Origin of the sequence: Streptomyces thermodiastaticus (assembly GCF_014656135.1) — a bacterium.
Lineage (GTDB): Bacteria > Actinomycetota > Actinomycetes > Streptomycetales > Streptomycetaceae > Streptomyces > Streptomyces thermodiastaticus.
The window spans coordinates 27,872-48,347 of the sequence record NZ_BNBV01000026.1 but is presented as its reverse complement, the minus strand read 5'-3'; the positions used below and the strand labels follow the sequence as shown (position 1 = coordinate 48,347).

General features: G+C 74.3%; 17 protein-coding genes and 1 pseudogene. 13 read left to right on the top strand and 5 right to left on the bottom strand.

Translation table 11 applies throughout. The features are described from left to right. Window positions 1–366 precede the first annotated feature (366 nt). The 3 genes from IE286_RS27335 to IE286_RS21315 all read left to right on the top strand — a co-directional run bounded on the left by IE286_RS27335 (window position 367) and on the right by IE286_RS21315 (window position 3,793). Window positions 367–1,809 (top strand): hypothetical protein, encoded by a 1,443-nt coding sequence (locus tag IE286_RS27335; RefSeq protein ID WP_229863257.1) that lies wholly within the window; start codon window positions 367–369, stop codon window positions 1,807–1,809. Beyond that, window positions 1,806–2,993, top strand: coding sequence for a type VII secretion-associated serine protease mycosin (gene mycP, locus IE286_RS21320; protein ID WP_189798375.1), 1,188 nt, complete (start codon window positions 1,806–1,808; stop codon window positions 2,991–2,993). Before IE286_RS27335 ends, mycP begins: the two co-directional genes overlap by 4 nt. A 62-nt stretch (window positions 2,994–3,055) precedes the next feature. Then, complete coding sequence (locus IE286_RS21315; protein ID WP_189798374.1) at window positions 3,056–3,793, top strand: SseB family protein; 738 nt, start codon at window positions 3,056–3,058, stop codon at window positions 3,791–3,793. 76 nt (window positions 3,794–3,869) lie between these two features. On the opposite strand, the gene IE286_RS21310 is transcribed toward IE286_RS21315, so the two are convergent. Continuing rightward, window positions 3,870–4,226, bottom strand: coding sequence for a DUF1844 domain-containing protein (locus tag IE286_RS21310; protein ID WP_189798373.1), 357 nt, complete (start codon window positions 4,224–4,226; stop codon window positions 3,870–3,872). Between the two features lie 363 nt (window positions 4,227–4,589). Here IE286_RS21310 and infC point away from each other — a divergent pair, with 363 nt between their 5' ends. The 8 genes from infC to IE286_RS21270 all read left to right on the top strand — a co-directional run bounded on the left by infC (window position 4,590) and on the right by IE286_RS21270 (window position 13,776). Beyond that, the gene (infC, locus tag IE286_RS21305) at window positions 4,590–5,219 is read left to right on the top strand and encodes a translation initiation factor IF-3 (protein WP_125499425.1); all 630 of its coding nucleotides are present in this window, start codon (window positions 4,590–4,592) and stop codon (window positions 5,217–5,219) included. A gap of 113 nt (window positions 5,220–5,332) precedes the next feature. Beyond that, the gene (gene rpmI / locus IE286_RS21300; protein WP_189798372.1) at window positions 5,333–5,527 is read left to right on the top strand and encodes a 50S ribosomal protein L35; all 195 of its coding nucleotides are present in this window, start codon (window positions 5,333–5,335) and stop codon (window positions 5,525–5,527) included. 110 nt (window positions 5,528–5,637) lie between these two features. Beyond that, window positions 5,638–6,021 carry a 50S ribosomal protein L20 gene (rplT, locus tag IE286_RS21295; RefSeq protein ID WP_016642495.1) on the top strand — a complete coding sequence of 128 codons (384 nt, stop codon included), beginning with the start codon at window positions 5,638–5,640 and terminating at the stop codon, window positions 6,019–6,021. Window positions 6,022–6,238: 217 nt separating this feature from the next. Next, the gene (locus tag IE286_RS21290) at window positions 6,239–7,117 is read left to right on the top strand and encodes a TrmH family RNA methyltransferase (RefSeq protein WP_189798371.1); all 879 of its coding nucleotides are present in this window, start codon (window positions 6,239–6,241) and stop codon (window positions 7,115–7,117) included. Window positions 7,118–7,183: 66 nt separating this feature from the next. Further along, window positions 7,184–8,341 (top strand): sensor histidine kinase, encoded by a 1,158-nt coding sequence (locus tag IE286_RS21285; RefSeq protein WP_189798370.1) that lies wholly within the window; start codon window positions 7,184–7,186, stop codon window positions 8,339–8,341. A 149-nt stretch (window positions 8,342–8,490) separates the two neighbouring features. Then, on the top strand, window positions 8,491–9,609 hold the full coding sequence (gene pheS / locus IE286_RS21280) for a phenylalanine--tRNA ligase subunit alpha (RefSeq protein WP_189798369.1): 1,119 nt from the start codon (window positions 8,491–8,493) through the stop codon (window positions 9,607–9,609). After that, complete coding sequence (gene pheT / locus IE286_RS21275) at window positions 9,609–12,113, top strand: phenylalanine--tRNA ligase subunit beta (RefSeq protein ID WP_189798368.1); 2,505 nt, start codon at window positions 9,609–9,611, stop codon at window positions 12,111–12,113. Before pheS ends, pheT begins: the two co-directional genes overlap by 1 nt. A 322-nt stretch (window positions 12,114–12,435) precedes the next feature. Beyond that, window positions 12,436–13,776: an NsdA family TPR-like regulatory protein gene (locus tag IE286_RS21270; protein WP_189798367.1), complete on the top strand. Its 1,341-nt coding sequence runs from the start codon at window positions 12,436–12,438 to the stop codon at window positions 13,774–13,776. A 90-nt stretch (window positions 13,777–13,866) separates the two neighbouring features. On the opposite strand, the gene IE286_RS21265 is transcribed toward IE286_RS21270, so the two are convergent. After that, a complete protein-coding gene (locus IE286_RS21265; RefSeq protein ID WP_189798366.1) occupies window positions 13,867–14,727 on the bottom strand; it encodes a 3-hydroxybutyryl-CoA dehydrogenase in 861 nt (286 codons plus the stop codon). Window positions 14,728–14,906: 179 nt separating this feature from the next. On the opposite strand from IE286_RS21265, the gene IE286_RS21260 reads away from it, so the two are divergent. After that, the gene (locus tag IE286_RS21260) at window positions 14,907–16,145 is read left to right on the top strand and encodes a glycoside hydrolase family 10-like protein (protein ID WP_189798365.1); all 1,239 of its coding nucleotides are present in this window, start codon (window positions 14,907–14,909) and stop codon (window positions 16,143–16,145) included. Window positions 16,146–16,216: 71 nt separating this feature from the next. Here IE286_RS21260 and IE286_RS21255 read toward each other — a convergent pair whose 3' ends face one another. The 3 genes and pseudogenes from IE286_RS21255 to IE286_RS21245 all read right to left on the bottom strand — a co-directional run bounded on the left by IE286_RS21255 (window position 16,217) and on the right by IE286_RS21245 (window position 17,260). Beyond that, window positions 16,217–16,423: a DUF1918 domain-containing protein gene (locus IE286_RS21255; RefSeq protein WP_189798364.1), complete on the bottom strand. Its 207-nt coding sequence runs from the start codon at window positions 16,421–16,423 to the stop codon at window positions 16,217–16,219. A gap of 125 nt (window positions 16,424–16,548) precedes the next feature. Next, window positions 16,549–16,731: pseudogene (locus tag IE286_RS21250) on the bottom strand (EamA family transporter); the annotation flags it as partial. Window positions 16,732–16,816: 85 nt separating this feature from the next. Further along, window positions 16,817–17,260 carry a DUF6314 family protein gene (locus tag IE286_RS21245; RefSeq protein WP_189798363.1) on the bottom strand — a complete coding sequence of 148 codons (444 nt, stop codon included), beginning with the start codon at window positions 17,258–17,260 and terminating at the stop codon, window positions 16,817–16,819. A 561-nt stretch (window positions 17,261–17,821) separates the two neighbouring features. Here IE286_RS21245 and IE286_RS21240 point away from each other — a divergent pair. Then, a complete protein-coding gene (locus IE286_RS21240) occupies window positions 17,822–20,467 on the top strand; it encodes a YfhO family protein (RefSeq protein WP_189798362.1) in 2,646 nt (881 codons plus the stop codon). The last annotated feature ends 9 nt before the right edge of the window (window positions 20,468–20,476 follow it).

The following is a 20,476-nucleotide window of genomic DNA, read 5'->3' as shown; positions in this document are numbered from 1 at the left end:
CGGCCGGTAAGGAGCCGTCGCCGGGCGGGGCTCGGGGCGGCCGGCCGTGCGACGGCCGAGGATCTCGACGGGCGTCCCCCCGGACGGGGAGGGAGTCAAGGCGGCAGCCTGCCAGACGAGAACACCGCAGGGTAGGGGGACGTTCCGGGCAGATGCCCCCGGGGCACGGTCCGGGTTCCCGCCGGCGCCCCATCAGCCCGTAGAGTGACGCGCACGTACGGCGGAACCCCTCCGTGCCGCGTCCGTGAGCGGGGATGGCGCTTCGCGTGTACGGGTATGCGTGCCCGGTGACGGCCCGTCGGCTCCGGGCGGGGTGACGGCGACGGCCGCGCACGAGGAGCGGCCGCACGAGGAAACGGGGGGTGCATGAGCACGGAAGCGCGTCACGCGCCCCTGCCCCCGCACCCGCCCCGCGTCCCGTCCTCTGCCACCGGCCCCGCAGCCGTCCCGCAGCCCCCGGCCGGGAACAGGCCCGGGCAGCAGCCCGGCCGTAGCCCGGGTCCGGGCGCGTCCCCGGCCGCCGCCGACCGCGCCGAGGACCCGCCGCCCGCCGCCGGCTCGGCAGGGCGAGGGGCGTCGGCGTCCTCCGCATCCGCCACCGGGCCGGCCGGCGAGTCCGCCCCGGCCTCCCGGACGGACGGCCGCGCCGCCGGGGAGGACCGGGCCACGCACGAGCGTCCCCGTTTCCCCGGCGCCCGGCACACCCCCGGCCCGGCGACCCCGCCCCCGCCGCCCGCCTCGGCCCGGTTCCCCGACGCGCCGCCCACGGTCGGACGGCACCCGTCCGCGCCCGCACCGGCCCCGGCCGCCCGTCCCGGCGGCAGCGCGGACGGCGCGGGCGCCGAGAGCGACACGGAGACCACGACGCGGCTGCGTCCCGTCTCCGCCCGACGCCCCGCCGGACCCGGCGACTCCCGCACCCCGCACCCCGCCCCGCCGCCCTCCGGCGCCGCCCGCGCCTGGAACGCCCCGAGCGCCCCGGGCGCCGCACGGCCCGTCGTCTCCCTGGGGCTGCCCGAGGGATACGACGCACGCGGGCGCGGACGCGCCCTCGCCGCGGGCACCGGCGCCCGGACCGCGGCGGCCGCCGTCTGCCTCGTCCTCGGCATCGGCCTGATCGGCGGAGCGGTCACCGGCAGCTGGCTCACCGACGACTCCGGCAGCGCACGCACCGGCACCTTCGCCACCGCCCGAACGCTCTGGCACAGCGTCCCCGTCGACACCCTCTTCCCGCCCACCGTCCAGGGACCCGGCGCCGGACCCGGCGGGGCCGACCGCACCTGGACCCGTGTCGCCGTCGCGCCCGACAGCGACTGCGCCGACGCCTTCGACCCGCTGCTGCGCCGGGCCCTCGCCCCGGTCGGCTGCACCCGTCTGCTGCGCGCCACCTACACCGACGCCACCCAGACCTACGTCACCACCGTGGGCCTGCTGTTCACCAAGGCCGACGCCGCCACCATGAAGTCCCTGGCCACCCGGTTCGGCACCGAGGACCTGGCCCGCCGCGCCGACCTCATGCCGCGCCCCTACGCCGCCCCCGGCACCGTCGCCGCCTCGTTCGGAGACCGGCAGCGCGCCAGCTGGACCGTCTCCGTGCCCACCGATCTGCCCGTGGTCGTCTACGCCGTCTCCGGCTGGGCCGACGGCCGCGTCGTCGACACCCCGCAGCCCGCCGCCGAGGCGACACGGGCGGGGGCCACCTCGGCACCCGCCCAGGCCGGACTGGGCGACGAGGCCCAGGGCCTGGCCGGCCGCATCGAGAAGGCCCTGCGCACCACCGTCACCACGGCCACGGAGAAGCACTCGTGAGACATGCCCTCAGCCGCAGGCGTGCGGCCCTGAGCGTGCTGCTCGCCGCCGCCGTCGCCTTCGTGCCGTCCACGCCCGCGCACGCCGACGGCATCCGGGCCAAGCAGTGGGCCCTGGACGTGCTGCACACCCAGGAGGCGTGGCGAACCACCCAGGGTGACGGCGTCACCGTCGCCGTGCTGGACACCGGTGTCGACGCCGACCATCCCGACCTGGCCGGCAACGTGCTGCCCGGCAAGGACCTCGTCGGCTTCGGCGCCCGGCGCGGCGACGGCACCTGGGCCCGCCACGGCACCGCCATGGCCGGCATCATCGCCGGCCACGGCCACGGCGCCGGCCACGCCGACGGCGTGATGGGCCTCGCCCCGCAGGCGAAGATCCTGCCCGTCCGCGTGATCCTGGAGGACGACGACCCCGCCCGGGCCCGGGCCCGCAGCACCCGGGGCGGCGCCCTCGCCGAGGGCATCCGCTGGGCCGCCGACCATGGCGCCGACGTCATCAACCTCTCCCTCGGCGACGACTCGGCCGCCGCCCACCCGGACGCCGGCGAGGACGAGGCCGTCCAGTACGCGCTGCGCAAGGGCGCCGTCGTGGTGGCCTCGGCCGGCAACGGCGGCGAGAAGGGCGACCACGTCTCCTACCCGGCCGCCTACCCCGGGGTCATCGCGGTGACCGCCGTCGACCGCTACGGCACCCGGGCCTCCTTCTCCACCCGCAGCTGGTACGCCTCCGTCTGCGCGCCCGGCGTGGACATCGTCATCGCCGACCCGGACCGCAAGTACTACGAGGGCTGGGGCACGAGCGCCGCCTCCGCCTTCGTCTCCGGCGCCGTCGCCCTCGTCAAGGCCGCCCATCCCGGCCTGACCCCCGCCCAGATCAAGAAGCTTCTGCAGGACACGGCCCGCGACGCGCCCGCCGGCGGCCGCGACGACTCCCGCGGGTACGGCCTGATCGACCCGGCCGCCGCCCTGCGCGCCGCGGACCGCATCCGGCCCGGGGACCAGCACGTGGCGGCCTACGGCGACCGGTACTTCGGCTCCGGGCCCGACAAGGACGGGGCGGACGGCACCGCCGCCGGGTGGGCCGGCCCGCTCGCCGGCGGCACCGGGGGCGTGCTGCTGGTCGTCGCCGCGGTGCTGTGGCGCGGCCGCCGCACCCGCCGGGACCCCGCGGGCCTGCCCTAGGCCGGGTCCGGGTGCGGGGGGAGCCGTGAAGGCCGCGCACGGCCCCGGATAGGGTCGTCACCGTGGCGAACAAGAACATTCCCGACCCCGGCTTCCCCGACGACGACGGCTCCGCCGACCCCCGGCTGAGCGCCGCGCTCGCCGCCTGGGCCGAGGACCGCACCGCCGTGGACCCGGTGCTGGAGGCGCTCAGGGGCGCCCGGCTGCTCGTGCCGGTGGTGGCCGTCCTCGGCGAGGCGGAGGAGGACGAGCGGGGGCTGCGCCGCGAGAAGACCAGCGAGATGGCCGTGCCGACGCTGAAGGCGGGCAACCGCACCGCCCTGCCGGTCTTCACCTCCACCGACGCCCTGGCCCGCTGGGACCCGGCGGCCCGCCCCGTCGCGGTGCGCGTGCACCAGGCCCTTCAGGCCGCCGCGCACGAGAAGGCGGACACCGTGGTGCTGGACCTGGCCGGGCCGGTGCCCTTCGAACTGACCGGGGCCGCGCTGTTCGCGCTCGCCGAGGGACGCACCACCGCCGACCCGCTCGCCGACCCGGCGGTCGTCGAGGCCGTACGGCAGGCGGTGGCCGCCGAGCCGGCCGTGCTGCGCGCCCATCTCGGCCCCGGTAAGGCCGACGGCACCCTCGCCCTCGTCCTCGACCCGGACGCGGCCGCCGCACCGGCCGCCGCGGCCCGAGCCGTCGCCGAACGGCTGGCCGCCAGCGACACACTCAGGGCCCGCCTGGTGCGCGGCCTCGACCTGGCACTGCTGCCGGCCGGAGCCACGCCGCCGGGCGAGCCCCTGTACGTGCGGGCCTGACCCCGGACGGGGCCGGGCGGCGAAGGACCAGAAGAAGGATCAGCGCACCGAGGACGCCGGAGGCGCGAGCGGCCGATCAGCCGAAGACCGGGCCGGTGTACTTCTCGCCCGGCCCCTGGCCCGGCTCGTCCGGCACCAGCGACGCCTCGCGGAAGGCCAGCTGCAGCGACTTCAGGCCGTCGCGCAGCGGTGCCGCGTGGAAGGTGCTGATCTCGGGCGCGGCCGCGTCCAGCAGTCCGGCCAGCGCGGTCACCAGCTTGCGGGCCTCGTCCAGGTCCTTGTGCACGTCGCCCTCCTCGGTCAGACCGAGCTTCACCGCGGCGGCGCTCATCAGGTTGACGGCGACCGTCACGATCACCTCGACGGCGGGGACCTCGGCGATGTCCCGGGTCATCGCGTCGAAGTCGGGAGTCTTGGGAGGGGTCTCACTCATGACCCACACGATAGGTGGTCCCGGTCCTCGCGCCTCGGTTGGCCCTTGTCCGGCGGCCGGTGCTAATCTGGACAGCGACCGGCCGGACACGCACGTGCTCGGCCCACAAGTGGAGGCTCCGAACTCCCACCTGACCGTCCTCCGGGACGGCGGGTCACCCGGTCAGGCGGAATCCGTCGCTCCTGGTGGAGCACGAACCGCCCGAAGCGCGCCCCGCGGCCATCGCGGCGGTGCTCCGGCAGTCAGGAGCCCCGCCTGTGATCGTCCGGGGCATTTTTTCTGCTTCGGCGCGGTTAGGTCTATCGAACACAGACGTCCGCGGCAGTCCGCCAGACCGTCGCGTGGTGCTACCGAGGAGGATCCATCAGCGCCGAGCCCCGCATCAACGACCGGATTCGCGTTCCCGAGGTGCGACTTGTCGGTCCCAGTGGCGAGCAGGTCGGCATCGTGCCGCTCGCGAAGGCACTGGAGCTTGCCCAGGAGTACGACCTCGACCTGGTCGAGGTCGCGGCGAACGCCCGTCCGCCCGTGTGCAAGCTCATGGACTACGGGAAGTTCAAGTACGAGTCGGCCATGAAGGCCCGTGAGGCGCGCAAGAACCAGGCGCACACGGTCATCAAGGAGATGAAGCTCCGGCCGAAGATCGACCCGCACGACTACGACACCAAGAAGGGTCACGTCGTCCGGTTCCTCAAGCAGGGCGACAAGGTCAAGATCACGATCATGTTCCGTGGCCGCGAGCAGTCCCGCCCCGAGCTGGGCTACCGGCTGCTGCAGCGGCTCGCGGAGGACGTCCAGGACCTCGGCTTCGTGGAGTCGAACCCGAAGCAGGACGGGCGCAACATGATCATGGTTCTCGGTCCGCACAAGAAGAAGACCGAGGCGATGGCCGAGGCGCGCCAGGCACAGGAGGCCCGCAAGGCCGGGCGTCAGGGCCGTGGCGCGGCGGCCTCCCAGCGGGAGGCGGCGTCCGGGGAGCCTGCCGAGGCGTGATCCCGGGACACGCGCGTCCCAGGATGTAACCGAAACAAGAGAGCGACGCTCGCACGTGCCCGGTTCTTCGCGACCGGGCACTGGAGCGCCACCGACGAGGAGAGAACGGCGCTATGCCGAAGAACAAGACGCACAGCGGTGCCAGCAAGCGCTTCAAGGTCACCGGCTCCGGCAAGGTGCTGCGTGAGCGCGCCGGCAAGCGCCACCTGCTCGAGCACAAGCCGTCCCGTCTGACGCGTCGCCTCACCGGCAACGCCGAGATGGCCCCGGCCGACGCCAAGAAGATCAAGAAGCTTCTCGGCAAGTGACGAAGCGGCGCCGCGATCCCTGATCGCCCGCGCCGTCCGTCAGACCCGGGACCCAATCGTTTCCGGGCCGTGTGCAGATCTCCACGGCCCCGCTACAAGGAGTCAATCAAGTGGCACGCGTCAAGCGGGCGGTCAACGCCCACAAGAAGCGCCGGGCGATCCTCGAGCAGGCTTCCGGCTACCGCGGTCAGCGTTCCCGCCTGTACCGCAAGGCCAAGGAGCAGGTCACCCACTCGCTGGTCTACAACTACAACGACCGCAAGAAGCGCAAGGGTGACTTCCGTCAGCTGTGGATCCAGCGCATCAACGCCGCTGCCCGCGCCAACGGCATCACCTACAACCGCTTCATCCAGGGTCTGAAGGCCGCCAACATCGAGGTGGACCGCAAGATCCTGGCCGAGCTGGCCGTCAACGACGCGAACGCGTTCGCCGCGCTGGTCGAGGTGGCCCAGAAGGCGCTGCCGAGCGACGTCAACGCGCCGAAGGCCGCGTGACGACGCCGCACCGGCTCTAGGGACTGCCGTCGGCCCACGTCCCCCGCGGACGGCCGGGCCGGCGGCAGGACCCGCACCGATGTGACGATGCGGACCCGTGGGCTTCGTGCCCGCGGGTCCGTCGTGTTGTGTGCTCCCGGCGGTCCCGGACACCGCCCCAGTCCGCCGCCGGCGGCGACCGCCGTCGCGGCGGAGTCGAGTTGAGGTGACTTTGTCGATGCCCCCCGTCAGCTTCGAGCTGATCTCCCCGCGTTCCTCCCGCGTCAGCGCCGCGCGACGGCTGGCCAAGCGCAACGTCCGGGGCAAGGACCGGCTGTTCCTCGCCGAGGGCCCGCAGGCCGTGCGGGAGGCCGCCGGGCACCGGGCGGCGGACGGCACCCCCTCGCTCGTCGAGCTGTTCACCACCGTGGAGGCCGCCGAGCGGCACGCCGCCATCGTCCGCCGGGCCCGCCGCGCCGGCGTCCGCGTCCACCTCGCCGCCGAGGAGGTGATCGCGGACATCTCCACCACCGTCACCCCGCAGGGCCTCGTCGGCGTCTGCCGGTTCCTCGACACCCCGTTCGAGACGATTCTCACCTCCCGGCCCCGCCTGGTCGCCGTCCTCGCCCACGTGCGCGACCCCGGCAACGCTGGGACGGTGCTGCGCTGCGCCGACGCCGCCGGAGCCGACGCCGTCGTCCTCACCGACGCCTCCGTGGACCTGTACAACCCCAAGGCCGTCCGCGCCTCCGTCGGCTCCCTGTTCCACCTGCCGGTCGCCGTGAACGTCCCCGTGGAGCGCGCCGTGTCCGGCCTCAGGGACGCCGGGGTACGGATCCTCGCCGCCGACGGCGCCGGCGCGCACGACCTCGACGACGAGCTGGACAAGGGCACCATGGGCGGCCCCACCGCCTGGGTGTTCGGCAACGAGGCCTGGGGCCTGCCGGAGGAGACCCGTGCCCTGGCCGACGCCGTCGTCCGTGTGCCGATCCACGGAAAGGCCGAGAGCCTCAACCTCGCCACCGCCGCCGCCGTCTGCCTCTACGCCTCCGCCCGCGCCCAGCGCGCCGAAGGAGGGTGCCGCCACGGCTCGTCCCCGCGCGGCACCGCTCCGTGACGACGCCAGGCGCTAGTAGGGTGGCCAGCTCGGGGGTAGGCCCTGTGCAGGAGGTGGGGTACGGGGATGAGCGTCGGCACCAGCGGCACTCCGGGCGCACAGGACGCGCGGCGGCTGCCCGCGCCCCGCGGCGCCGGTGACACGTCAGGAGGAGTCGTCGCTCCGGACGAACTGCCCGACGGGCTCGTGATCGCCGACGAGCACGGCAGCGTCGTCTGCTTCAACGCCGCCGCCGCCCGCATCACCGCCGTCCCCGCCGACCGGGCCCTGGGGCGCCCGCTGGAGGCGGTGCTGCCGCTGGAGGATCTGGAGGGGCGGCGCTGGTGGCAGCTGACCGACCCCTATGGCGGACTGGCCATCCGCACCGGCCAGCCCGAACGCAACCTGCTCCTGCCCGGCGGCCGCGAGGTGCTGGTCTCCGCCCGCTACGTCCGCGACCGGCCCACCGGAGAGGTCCGCCGTGTCGTCGTCAGCCTGCGCGACACCGAGGCCCGGCGCCGCACCGAACGCAGCCACGCCGAGCTGATCGCCACCGTCGCGCACGAGCTGCGCTCCCCGCTGACCAGCGTCAAAGGCTTCACCGCCACCCTGCTGGCCAAGTGGGAGCGCTTCACCGACGACCAGAAACGGCTGATGCTCGAGACCGTCGACGCCGACGCCGACCGGGTCACCCGGCTCATCGCCGAACTGCTCGACATCTCCCGCATCGACTCCGGCCGGCTGGAGGTGCGCCGCCAGCTCGTCGACATAGCGGCCGCCGTCAGCCGGCACGTCCAGGCGTACGTCGCCGCCGGCCAGCCCGCCGACCGGTTCCTCGTCCGCACCGAGCAGCCGCTGCCCGAGCTGTGGGCCGACCCCGACAAGATCGACCAGGTGCTCAGCAACCTCATCGAAAATGCGGTGCGGCACGGCGAGGGAACCGTCACCATCGACATCACACCCGCCGCGTCCCTCCGGGAGGGGGAGCACGCCGCGGGCACCGAGCACACCGCCACGTCGGTCACCGTCAGCGACGAGGGGCCCGGCATCCCGGAGGAGTCCATGAGCCGCGTCTTCACCCGCTTCTGGCGGGGCAGCAAGCGCGGCGGCACCGGCCTCGGGCTCTACATCGTCAAGGGCATCGTCGAGGCGCACGGCGGAACCATCACCGTCGGACGCGCGCCCGGCGGCGGCGCACAGTTCCGATTTACCCTGCCCGTGGGGACCCCGGCCCACCTGCTGTGAGCACCCGGCCGAGGACCCACGGGCGCATCCGTTTTCCCCGGCCCCGTTAGACTCGGCCTTTGGCACCTTCGTGTCCCACCACTGGAGACGGAATGTCCATGAGTCGGTGACGGGGACGTCCAGCCAGCCAATCGGAAGCACGGGAAGAGATGTCGGCACCCAATAAGTCGTACGACCCTGTCGAGGTCGAGGCGTTGAAACCGGAAGAGATCGAGCGCATGCGGGACGAGGCGCTCGCCGCGTTCGCCGCCGCGACCTCCCTCGACGCCCTCCACGAGGCGAAGGTCGCCCACACCGGCCCGGCCTCCCCGCTGGCCCTCGCCAACCGCGAGATCGGCGCCCTGCCCCCGCACGCCCGGGCGGAAGCCGGCAAGCGCGTCGGCATGGCCCGCGGCGCGGTGAACAAGGCGCTCGCCGCCCGCCAGGCCGAGCTGGAGGCCGAGCGCGACGCCCGGGTGCTGGTCGAGGAGGCCGTCGACGTCACCCTGCCGTACGACCGGGTGCCCGCCGGTGCCCGTCACCCGCTGACCACCATGATGGAGCGGGTCGCGGACGTCTTCGTCGCCATGGGCTACGAGATCGCCGAGGGTCCCGAGGCCGAGGCGGAGTGGTTCAACTTCGACGCCCTCAACATCGCGCCCGACCACCCGGCGCGCACCATGCAGGACACGTTCTTCGTCCAGGGCGGCAAGGGCGAGGACAGCGGCGTCGTGCTGCGCACCCACACCTCGCCGGTGCAGGCCCGCACCCTGCTGGAGCGCAAGCCGCCGGTCTACGTGGTCTGCCCCGGCCGCGTCTACCGCACCGACGAGCTGGACGCCACGCACACCCCCGTCTTCCACCAGATCGAGCTGCTGGCCGTCGACGAGGGCCTGACCATGGCCGACCTCAAGGGCACCCTGGACCACATGGTCCAGTCCCTGTTCGGCCCGGACATGAAGACCCGGCTGCGTCCGAACTACTTCCCCTTCACCGAGCCGAGCGCCGAGATGGACATGCTCTGCTACGTGTGCCGGGGCGCCTCCGTCGGCGACCCCGACCGGCCCTGCCGTACCTGCTCCTCCGAAGGCTGGATCGAGCTGGGCGGCTGCGGCATGGTCAACCCGCGGGTGCTCACCGCCTGCGGCGTCGACCCGGAGAAGTACAGCGGCTTCGCCTTCGGGTTCGGCATCGAGCGGATGCTGATGTTCCGCCACAACGTCGAGGACATGCGAGACATGGTCGAGGGTGACGTCCGGTTCACCCGGCCGTTCGGGATGGAGATCTGATGCGGGTCCCGCTTTCTTGGCTGCGGGAATACGTCGACCTGCCGGCGACGGAGACCGGGCGCGACGTGCAGGCCAAGCTCATTTCGGCAGGCCTGGAGGTCGAGACCGTCGAACAGCTCGGCGCCGACCTCAAGGGGCCGCTGGTCGTCGGCCAGGTGCTGACCATCGAGGAGCTGGAGGGCTTCAAGAAGCCGATCCGCTTCTGCACCGTCGACGTCGGCCAGGCCAACGGCACCGGCGAGCCGCAGGAGATCGTCTGCGGCGCCCGCAACTTCTCCGTCGGCGACAAGGTCGTCGTGGTCCTGCCCGGCGGTGTGCTGCCCGGCGGCTTCGAGATCTCCTCGCGCAAGACCTACGGCCGGATGTCGCACGGCATGATCTGCTCCTCCGAGGAGCTGGGCATGGGCGACGACGGCGGCCACGGCATCATCGTGCTGCCGCCCGAGCACGAGGTCGGCACCGACGCCATCGAGCTGCTGCAGCTCGTCGACGAGGTGCTGGACATCGCCGTCACCCCCGACCGCGGCTACTGCCTGTCGATGCGCGGCGTCGCCCGCGAGGCCGCCATCGCCTACGGCCGCCCGCTGCTCGACCCGGCGCTGCTCGACGTGCCCGCGCCGAACGCCTTCGGGCACCCGGTGCAGATCGCCGACCCGCACGGGTGCGACCGTTTCACCGCCCGCACCGTCACCGGCATCGACCCCGAGGCCCGCACCCCGATCTGGATGCGGCGCCGCCTGCAGAAGGCCGGCATGCGCCCGATCTCGCTGCCCGTCGACATCACCAACTACGTGATGCTGGAGATGGGCCAGCCCCTGCACGCCTACGACCGCACCCGCATCCAGGGCGCGATCGGCGTGCGCCGGGCCGAGCGCGGCGAGAAGCTGACCACGCTCGACGGCGTCACCCGGGAGCTGTCCGCCGAGGACCTCGTCATCACCGACGAGCGCGGCCCCATCGGACTCGCCGGCGTCATGGGCGGCGCCCACACCGAGATCGACGACAGCGAGGGCACCACCACCGAGGTCGTCATCGAGGCCGCCCACTTCGACCCGGTCTCCGTCGCCCGCACCGCCCGCCGGCACAAACTGTCCTCCGAGGCCTCCCGCCGCTTCGAGCGCGGCGTCGACCCGCAGGCCGCCTCCGCCGCCGCCCAGCGCTGCGTGGACCTGCTGGTGCTGCTCGCCGGCGGCACCGCCGAGGCCGGGGTCACCGAGGTCGTCGCGCCATCCGCGCCGCGCACCATCACCATCCCGGCCGACCACCCCGACAAGGTCGCGGGCGTCACCTACGGCCGGGAGACCGTGGTGCGGCGCCTGCAGCAGATCGGCTGCGACGTCTACGGCCAGGACGAGCTGATCGTCACCGTGCCGTCCTGGCGGCCGGACCTGACCGACCCCAACGACCTGGCCGAAGAGGTCATCCGCCTGGAGGGCTACGAGAACCTGCCCTCCCGGCTGCCCAGGCCCCTGCCCGGCCGCGGCCTGACCGACCGGCAGCGGCTGCACCGCCGCGTCGGCCGCGCCCTGGCCGGCGCCGGCTACGTCGAGGCGCCGACCTACCCGTTCCTCGGCCAGGCGGTCCTCGACCAGCTCGGCCTGGAGGCGGACGACCCGCGCCGCACCGTGGTCACCCTCGTCAACCCGCTCTCCGACGAGGAGCCCGGCCTGCGCACCACGCTGCTGCCGGGCCTGCTCGGCGCGCTGCGCCGCAACGACGGGCGCGGCAGCCACGACCTGGCGCTGTTCGAGACCGGCTCGGTCTTCCTGCCCACCGGCGCCGAGCAGACCGCCGAGCGGCTGCCCGTCGACCGCCGGCCCACCGACGAGCAGCTCGCCGCGCTGGACGCCGCACTGCCCGACCAGCCGCGCCGGGCCGCCGTGGTGCTCGCCGGCGCCCGGGAGCAGACCGGCTGGTGGGGCAAGGGCCGCCCGTCCGACTGGGCCGACGCCATCGAGGCGGCGCGCCTGGTGGCCCGCGAGGCCGGCGTGGACCTGACCGTGCGCGCCGACCAGTACGCCCCCTGGCACCCGGGCCGCTGCGCCGCGTTGTACGCCGAGGTGGACGGCACCGAGACCCTGGTCGGCCATGCCGGCGAGCTGCACCCGCGCGTGGTGAAGGCGATGCACCTGCCGGAGCGGACCTGTGCCATGGAGGTCGACCTCGACCTGCTGGAGCGGGCCGGGCAGGGCCTGGTGCGGGCGCCGCGGATCTCCACGTTCCCGGTCGCCACCCAGGACGTCGCCCTGGTCGTGGACCGCTCCGTCCCGGCCGCCGACGTCGAGGCGGCGCTGCGCGAGGGCGCCGGCGACCTGCTGGAGTCCATCCGCCTGTTCGATCTGTACGAGAACGCCGAGCAGCTCGGTGAGGGCCGCCGGTCGCTGGCGTACGCGCTGCGGTTCCGCGCCCCCGACCGCACGCTCACGGTCGACGAGGCCTCCGCCGCCCGCGACGCCGCGGTGGCGCTGGCCGCCGAGCGGACCGGAGCGGTGCTGCGCGGCTAGTCGCCGCGCGAAGGCAGACGACGAGAGGTCCGCGTCCCTGAAGGGCGCGGACCTCTCGCGTTGCCGGTGCCGTGGCCGTCCGCCCCGCCGCGGCGTGCCGGGCAGGCGGCGGGGCGGACGCCGCGGGCCGGGGCCGCCACAGTGTCACGAGGGGGAGCCGGCGGCCCCGGCCGCCTCCTTGACGAGGCACCCCAGTCAACCGGACGGCGGCGCCGGGCACCAGCGCGCACACCGTACGCGTGCAAGTGCCGCGTTCACACCCCGTGTGAAGCGTGTCGCACTACGCTGTCGGCACGAGCCCGAGGCACCCGGGGGGCCCGACATGCAGCCGAACACTCTGCTGGACGCCGTCCTGGCCGAGGCCGGCATGTCGCACGCCGGTCTGGCCGCCCACGTCAACGCGGCGGGACGGGCGCGCGGCCTGCGGCTGAGGTACGAACACACCGCCGTCGCCCGGTGGCTGAAGGGGCAGCGGCCGCGCGGGCAGGTGCCCGACCTTATCTGCGAGGTGCTGACCGCACGGCTGCGCCGGCCCGTCACCCTCGACGACATCGGCCTGGGCGTGTCCGGCGAGCCGGCCGGTGCGCACACCGGATCGCTGTCCGGGTTCGTCGAGCGCGCCACCGCCCTGTGGCGCTGCGACGAGCAGCAGCGCCCCGGCGTCCTCGCCGTGCCCGCGGTCACCGGCACCCCGGCGGTGATGCCGGTGTGGGAGTGGGAGAACCCGCCGGAGGACGCCGACGTCTCCCGCGAGGGACGGCACCGGGTCACCGACGCCGACATCGCGCTGCTGCGCGCCGCCCGCACGCACTACGAGCAGATGTACCGCAAGACCGGCGGGGTGGCGACCCGCGGCCGCGTCGTGGGCTTCCTCAACGCCGAGGCCGCGCCGCTGCTGCGCGGCGGCTACGGCGACGCCACCGGCAGGCTGCTGCACCGGGCCACCGCTGCCCTGGTGGCGATCGCGGGGATCTGCGCCTACGACTCCGACGCGCACGGCCTGGCCCAGCGCTACTTCCACCAGGCGCTGCGGCTCGCCAAGGCCAGCGGCGACCGCGCCCTGGGGGCCTACGTGATCGCGCTGCTGGTCAACCAGTCGCTGTTCCTGCGCGAGCACCGGCAGGCCGTCGCCTTCGCCGAGGCCGCGCTGCGTGCCGCCGGAGCGGACCTCACCCCGGCGCTCGCCTCCGACCTGCACGCCATGCAGGCCAAGGCGTACGCCCGGCTCGGCGACGGAGCGAACGCCCGGTCGTGCATCCGGCGGGCCGAGGACGCCGCCGCCCGCATCCGGCGCGGCAGCGAACCGGAGGAGACCGGCTACGTCCAGCCCGGCCTGATCGACGTGCAGGTGGCGGAGGCGCTGCTCAGTCTGGGCGATCTGCGGGCCGCGAGGGAGCACGCGGCGGCCGCCGCGGACCGTCCGGCGCACGACCGGGGCCGGGTGCACCGGCTGGCCCTGCTCAGCACGATCGAACTGCGCCGCGGCAACGCCGACACGGCGGTCGCCACGGCCGTGCGGATGGCGGAGCAGGCCCGCGGCATGGAGTCCCGGCGGGTGCGGGACCGGCTGCGCACGGTGCGCGAGCAGCTGGTGCGCAGCGGCTGCGCCGGCACCGCGGAGGCGGCCGAACTCATCGACGGCGCCCTGCGGGTGCCGATGTGACAGGGCCGCCGATGCGACGCGGCCGCCCCGCACCGGGCGGCGGCCCTGTCACCGCCGGTGTCTCAGCCGTGGGTGCGAGACAGCTGTGTCTCAGCCGTAGGTGTAGAAACCCGACCCGGTCTTGCGGCCCAGCCGGCCCGCGTCGACCATGCGCTGCAGCAGCGGGGGAGCGGCGTACAGCGGCTCCTTGTACTCCTCGTACATGCTCTGGGCGACGGAGGCGACCGTGTCCAGGCCGATCAGGTCGGCGAGCTTCAGGGGGCCCATCGGGTGGGCGCAGCCCAGCTCCATGCCGTTGTCGATGTCCTCACGGCTGGCGATGCCCGACTCGAACATCCGGATCGCGGAGAGCAGGTAGGGGATCAGCAGCGCGTTGACCACGAAGCCGGAGCGGTCCTGGGCGCGGATCGCGTGCTTGCCCAGCACCTTCTCGGCGAACAGCTGCGCCCGGCTCAGCGTGCCCTCGGACGTGGTGAGCGCCGGGATCAGCTCGACCAGCTTCTGCACCGGGGCCGGATTGAAGAAGTGGATGCCGATGACCTGGTCCGGGCGCGCGGTGGCGACGGCCAGCTTGACCAGCGGGATCGAGGAGGTGTTGGAGGCCAGGATCGCGTCCGGCCGGGCCACCACCTGGTCCAGCACCTGGAAGATCTCGGTCTTGACCTGCTCGTTCTCCACCACGGCCTCGATCACCAGGTCGCGGTCGGCGAACTCGCCGAGGTCGGTGGTGAAGCTCAGGCGCGCCTGTGCCGCCTGCAGCTCCTCCTCGGTGATCTTGCCTCGCTCGTGCGCCTTGGCCAGGGAGTTGAACAGCCGGGTCCGGCCGATCTCCAGAGCCTCACCGGTGGTCTCGGCGACCCTCACGTCCAGTCCGGCCCGGGCGCACACCTCGGCGATGCCCGAACCCATCTGGCCGCAGCCCACCACTCCGACGCGTTCGATGTCGGTCACATCGTCCCTTTCCGTTGTTGCGGCGCTGATCTACGGCGTGGCAGGCGGCCGTGGTGAGGTGCCTGCTCCGATCGTGCACGTTACCCCCGTGGCGCCCGGGATCCATCGTCCGGGTCGTGCAAGCTGGGCCGCGACACGAACCGTGACGGGACGGATCCGGGGCGCACCGGGGGTGACGGATGGGACGGGTGACGCGGCGGGCGTTCGCTGTGGCGGCGCTGTCGACGCTGGCCATGACGCCGGGAACCGCGGCGGCGCCCTGGCCGTCGGGCGGGCCGGCGCGGGCCGCCGGGACCGAGATGCGCGGCATGTGGCTGGCGAGTGTGAACAACCGGGACTGGCCCTCGCGCCCCGGGCTGAGCGCCGAGCGCCAGCGCGCGGAGCTGCGCGCGCTGCTCGACGCCGCGGTGCGCCGCCGGCTCACCACGGTGATGTTCCAGGTCCGGCCGACGGCCGACGCGCTGTGGCCTTCCCCGTACGAGCCCTGGTCGCAGTACCTGACCGGCACCCAGGGCCGGGATCCCGGCTGGGACCCGCTGGGGGAGGCCGTGACCGAGGCCCACGCCCGCGGCCTTCAGCTGCACGCCTGGTTCAACCCGTACCGGGTGGCACTGCACGACGACCCGTCCCGGCTGGCCGCCTCGCACCCGGCCCGCCGGCATCCCGACTGGGTGGTGCCCTACGCCGGGCAGCTGTACTACAACCCGGGGCTGCCCGAAGTGCGGGAGTTCGTGCAGCGGGCGATGCTCGACGCGGTGCGCCGCTACCCGGTGGACGGCGTCCACTTCGACGACTACTTCTACCCCTATCCGGTGGCCGGCCAAGTGTTCGACGACGCCGCCGCCCACCGGCGTCATGGTGCGGGCTTCGCGAGCAAGGCGGACTGGCGGCGGGACAACATCGACCGGCTGGTGCGTGAGACGGCCGCCGCCGTCCGGCGGATCCGGCCCGACGCCCGGTTCGGGATCAGCCCGTTCGGCGTGTGGCGCAACGCCTCCGCCGACCCGCGCGGCTCGGCCACCCGGGCGGGCGTGCAGACGTACGACGACCTGTACGCGGACACCCGCACCTGGGTGCGCGAGGGCTGGGTGGACTATGTCGTTCCGCAGCTGTACTGGTCCATCGGTCACCCGGCCGCCGACTACGCCGTGCTGCTGCCGTGGTGGGCCGAGGTGGCGCGCGGCAGCCGTACGCGGCTGTACGTGGGGGAGGCGCTGTACCGGGCGGGGGACGCGACCCAGGGCGCGGCCTGGCGTGACCCCGACGAGCTGTCCCGCCATCTGACGCTGGCGAAGACGTATCCGCGGGTGCGCGGCCACGTCTTCTTCGCGTCCAAGGAGGTCGCCGACGATCCGGCCGGGGCGATGGCGCGCGTGGTCGCCGACCACTACCCGCAGCCGGCCGAGCCCCCGTTGTGATCCGACGCCGCGGGCACCCGGGGCCCGCCCTGCGGGTGCAGCTCCGGTACCCCGGTCCGCGGCGCTCGTCGTCAGTAGTGCTGCTTCTGGCGTTCTTCCTTGTGCCGGACCTGGCAGTCCGGACCGGGGGACATCACGGCCTCGTGCCCGTCCGGGAAGCGGACGCGGTAGGGCGGGTTGCCCTCCTGACCCATGACCTCGATGATTTCGCTGACCTGGTCGTGCTGTCCGACCACCCTGCCGTGCTGGACGAGCTTGTCGCCCACGGTTGCGCGCATCTGCGGGGCCTCCTCACCACAAGCGAAGCAGTGGTCGTCCTCTTCCGAGTCTACGGCGCGGAGCGCGGCCGGAACCGGTCGGGCGGCCGGGCCGTGTGTGCGGTCGGCACCGGTGAACGCGCCGGTCAGCCGCGCGCCCGCTGGGTGACGGCGATGCGGACGAGCACGGCGACGGCCGTCAGCGGGGCGGCCGCGTCCGGTGCTCGCCGAGCAGCAGCACCGACGAGACCAGTGTGAGCAGGGGCTGGGCGAGCTGCAACTGGCCGGCCTTGGGGATGCCCGGCCGCCGTGCCCCGGAACCGGACGACACCATCAGCGCACCTCGGTCCTCACGGGGAGTCGGTCGGGGGACTCGGTCTTCACGGGGACTCGGTTGTCCTGATACTTCGGGCCTCAGGCCTCACGGCTGTAGTCCGTGACGAGCAGCAGGTCCTTCGCCGGGCCGCGTACGCGCCACACCGTGCGCCAGTGGTCGGCGTCGCGCACGGTGAACTCGCCGCGGTAGAGGTCGGCCGCGCACGGGTGGTCGGCGACGTGCCGGCCCGAGGTCAGGTCCAGGTCGTGGAAGGGCCGCCCGTCGGCGAACCGGACGTCGGCCGTGCCCGGCGCGCGGCCCGGCAGGAACCGCAGCGTCCGCGTCGCCGGGCGCGCCACGCCCTGCCAGGTGAAGGTGCCCGACTCCTCGTGCAGCAGCCCCGCGCCGTCCAGCGGCCCGAAGACGGTCACGCCGGTGAACTCGCCCTCGTCCCCGGTCCCGAGATCCCGCACCGTCCGCGCCACCCGCCACCGCCCGGCCAAGTGGGCCAGGACGTCGGGCACCGGCCAGAACTCGCCCACCGCTGCCGCCTTTCGTCTCCTCGTGTGCGCGCCCACCCCATGGACGGGTGTGCGCACCCTTCCCATCTTGCCTATCTTGCCGTTCGACAGGCTGCCCGATGTCCGATGCTCCGAACGCCCCGTGCCCGCGGCCCGGGCGCCGCCGAGGCCGACGGCCGGCGAGGGCGACCGTGCCGGCGACCTGGCGCCCGACGCCGTGAACACCGAGACAGCCACCCCGGTCGCAGCGATGACCTCCACCGTCACCGGATCACCGACCGGTTCACCCGTACCTTCCCGACGCACTCGATCACACCTTTCCTGCGGATAGCGCCGAAGCGTTCTTGACGCCCGTTTCATTTCCCGGTCACGCACCGGACGTGCTCCGTTTCCCAGCAGGGAGACGGGGCACGCCCGTATCCGCAGGCGCGCGGAATTCGTCATGTGCGATTCGCCCGTCGTTCACCGACGGCACAACCATCCGGAAATGCCCCCGCCTAGGTTGGCGATCACCGCGGCGCGGGGGACCGAGACCTCGAACAGGCGCCGCGGAATCGGACATGCGCTGGGGGCCCGCCGAGAATGGATCGCTCAATCCTGCGGAGCAGACCGCGGCCGGCCGCCGCCCTGCTCGCCGCGGTGATCACCACCACCGCGTTCTGCGCGGCCGACGCCGTCGCCCGCAGCTACCCCTTCGGCCCGCGCACCCGCGCCGTCAACGATCTGGGCAACCAGTACGTGCCGTTCCACGCCCACCTGTGGGACCTGCTGCACGGCCGGGCCGACGGCGGCCTGCTCGTCAACTGGCAGTCCGGGTACGGCTCCAGCTTCCTGCCGGACTTCGGCACCTACCTCAGCAGCCCCTTCGCGCTGCTCGTGGCCCTCTTCCCGCGGGACGAGATCGACCTCGCGGTGTACGTCGTGACAGTGTCGAAGACCGCCTGCGCCGGCGCCGCGATGGCCGGGGTGCTGCTGCGGCTGCGGCCCGGCCGCTGGTGGGCGGCCGGACTGCTGGGCGCCGCGTACGCCCTGTGCGGCTGGTCGCTGACCGATGCCTCGTACAACCCGATGTGGCTCGACGGGCTCATCGCCCTGCCCCTGCTGTGCCTGGTCGGCGAGTGGACGCTGGCCGGACGGCACCGGCTGCTCGGCGTGCTGGTCGTCGCGCTCGCCTGGATCGCCAACTTCTACACCGCCTACATGGCCACCCTCGGCGCCGGCCTGGTGCTGCTGCTGCGGCTGTGGCTCACCGGGCCGGCGCGCCGCCGGGCGCTCGCCACGGCGGCCCGGGCCGCGGTCACCGTCGCCCTCGGCGTGGGCCTGGCCGCACCACTGGTCGCCGTCATCTACGTCGGCACCCGGCACGCCTACCCCGGCAGGGTCACGCACTTCGCGCCGGTGGGCACCGACGACCTGCTCGCCCGCCTGCTGCCCACCACGTACGGCTTCGGCTCGCCCGCCCTCTACGTCGGCACCACGGCCCTGCTGCTCGCTCTCGCCCTGCCCTTCCACCGGGCGGCGCCCCGGCGGGTGCGGGCCGGCTGGAGCGTGCTCGTCGTCGCTGTGCTCCTGTCGATGCAGTGGACGCCGACCCACCTGGCCTGGCACGCCTTCGCCACCCCCAACGGCAGCCCGTACCGCCAGGCGTTCGTGCTGTGCGCCCTGCTGGTCATCGCCGCCTGGCACTGCCTGTCCTACGGCCCGCCCGGACTGCGCGCCCTGGGTCCGGCGGCCGGGCTGCTCGCGCTGATCGCCGCCGTGGCGAGCCGCAGCGCCCTGGTGCGCTCCGTCGCCTGGCCGGTGCTGCTGCTCGCCGCCGCGTGTGCCCTGGCCGGGCTCGCTCTGCTCGCCCGCACGGGACGGCCGCGGACGGTGCCCGGCCGGCGGCGTACCGCGCCGGCCGTCGTGGCCGCGGTGCTGCTCGTGGGCGCCCAGCTCGGCGAGGCCACCGCCACCTCGGCCGTCGCCACCCGGCTGCGCCTGGACCACCTGGACGACTACGCCCCCTGGGGCACCCGGCAGCAGCGCCAGGCGGACGCGATCGCCCGGGCCGACGGCTGGCCGGACTACCGCACCGACCCGGGCCGGGAACAGACCGTGGGCAACGACCCGCTCATGGTCGGCGGCCAGGGCGCCCAGTACTACAGCAGCCTCACCGCCGACGTGCTCAGCCGCACCCTCACCGCCCTCGGGGACGGCTGGACCTCCCGCGGCCGGAACCTGCAGAGCCTGGACAACGCCGTCACCGACGCGATCTTCTCCGTCGGTGCCCGGGTGCACTCCCCGCCGGACGCGCACCAGTGGTGGAACCCGCAGGACCACAGTCCGCCGACCGTGTCCCGGCAGGACGTGCCGCCCCTGGTCACCGTGCGGCCGGCCCGGGCGGACGCGCACACCACCGTCTCCGCCTTCGGCCCCTCGCCGTACCGCAACCAGGAGCTGCTGCTGGGCACCCGCGTCTACACCGTGCCCCGCCTCACCGCGAGCCCGGCGACCGGCCGGCAGCCGCGGCCGGGCGACGACGGGACGGTCCTGCGCGTCGCGGCCCCCGAGCGGGGGACCACCGCGCCCGGGCCGTCGCTCACCGCCCGGTGCGCGCCCGGCAGCCAGGTCTACCTGTGGGCTCCGCACTACTCCGGCACCGCCCGCCTCACCGGCACTCCCGCCTCCGGCCCGATCGGCAGGTTCACCGCCGATCCGGCCAAACGCGCCGCGATGCAGCCGCTCGGCACCGTCCCGGCCTCCGGATCGGTGCGGATCGAACTGGCCCCCACCCGGGCCGGCACCGTCCCGGACGGCGCGGTCGGCTGCCTGGACACCGCCCGGCTGCACGCCGCCGTGCAGCACCTGAAGGCCACCGGCGCCACGAAGGTGAGCGTCTCCGACGGCACCGTCCGCGCCCAGCTGCCGGCCGGCAGCACGGGCACCGCCGTCGTCGCCGCGCCCCGCATCGCCGGCTGGCGGTGTGCCGCGGGCGACGCCCCGGCCGCACCCGCCGGGCAGTACTACGGCCTGATCGCCGTCCCCCTGGACGGCTCCGCGACCAGCATCACCTGCACCTTCCACCCGCCCGGCCTGCGGCTCGGCGCTGCGGCCGGGGGCGCCTCGCTGCTGATCCTCGCCCTGCTCGGCGCCGTCGGCGCCGTGCGCCGACGCCGCAGCGCGCACCGGCCCGCGCCGCACCCCTCGACCACACACCCGCGCGAGCGCACACCCAGCGCTCTCTGACCGCGCCTT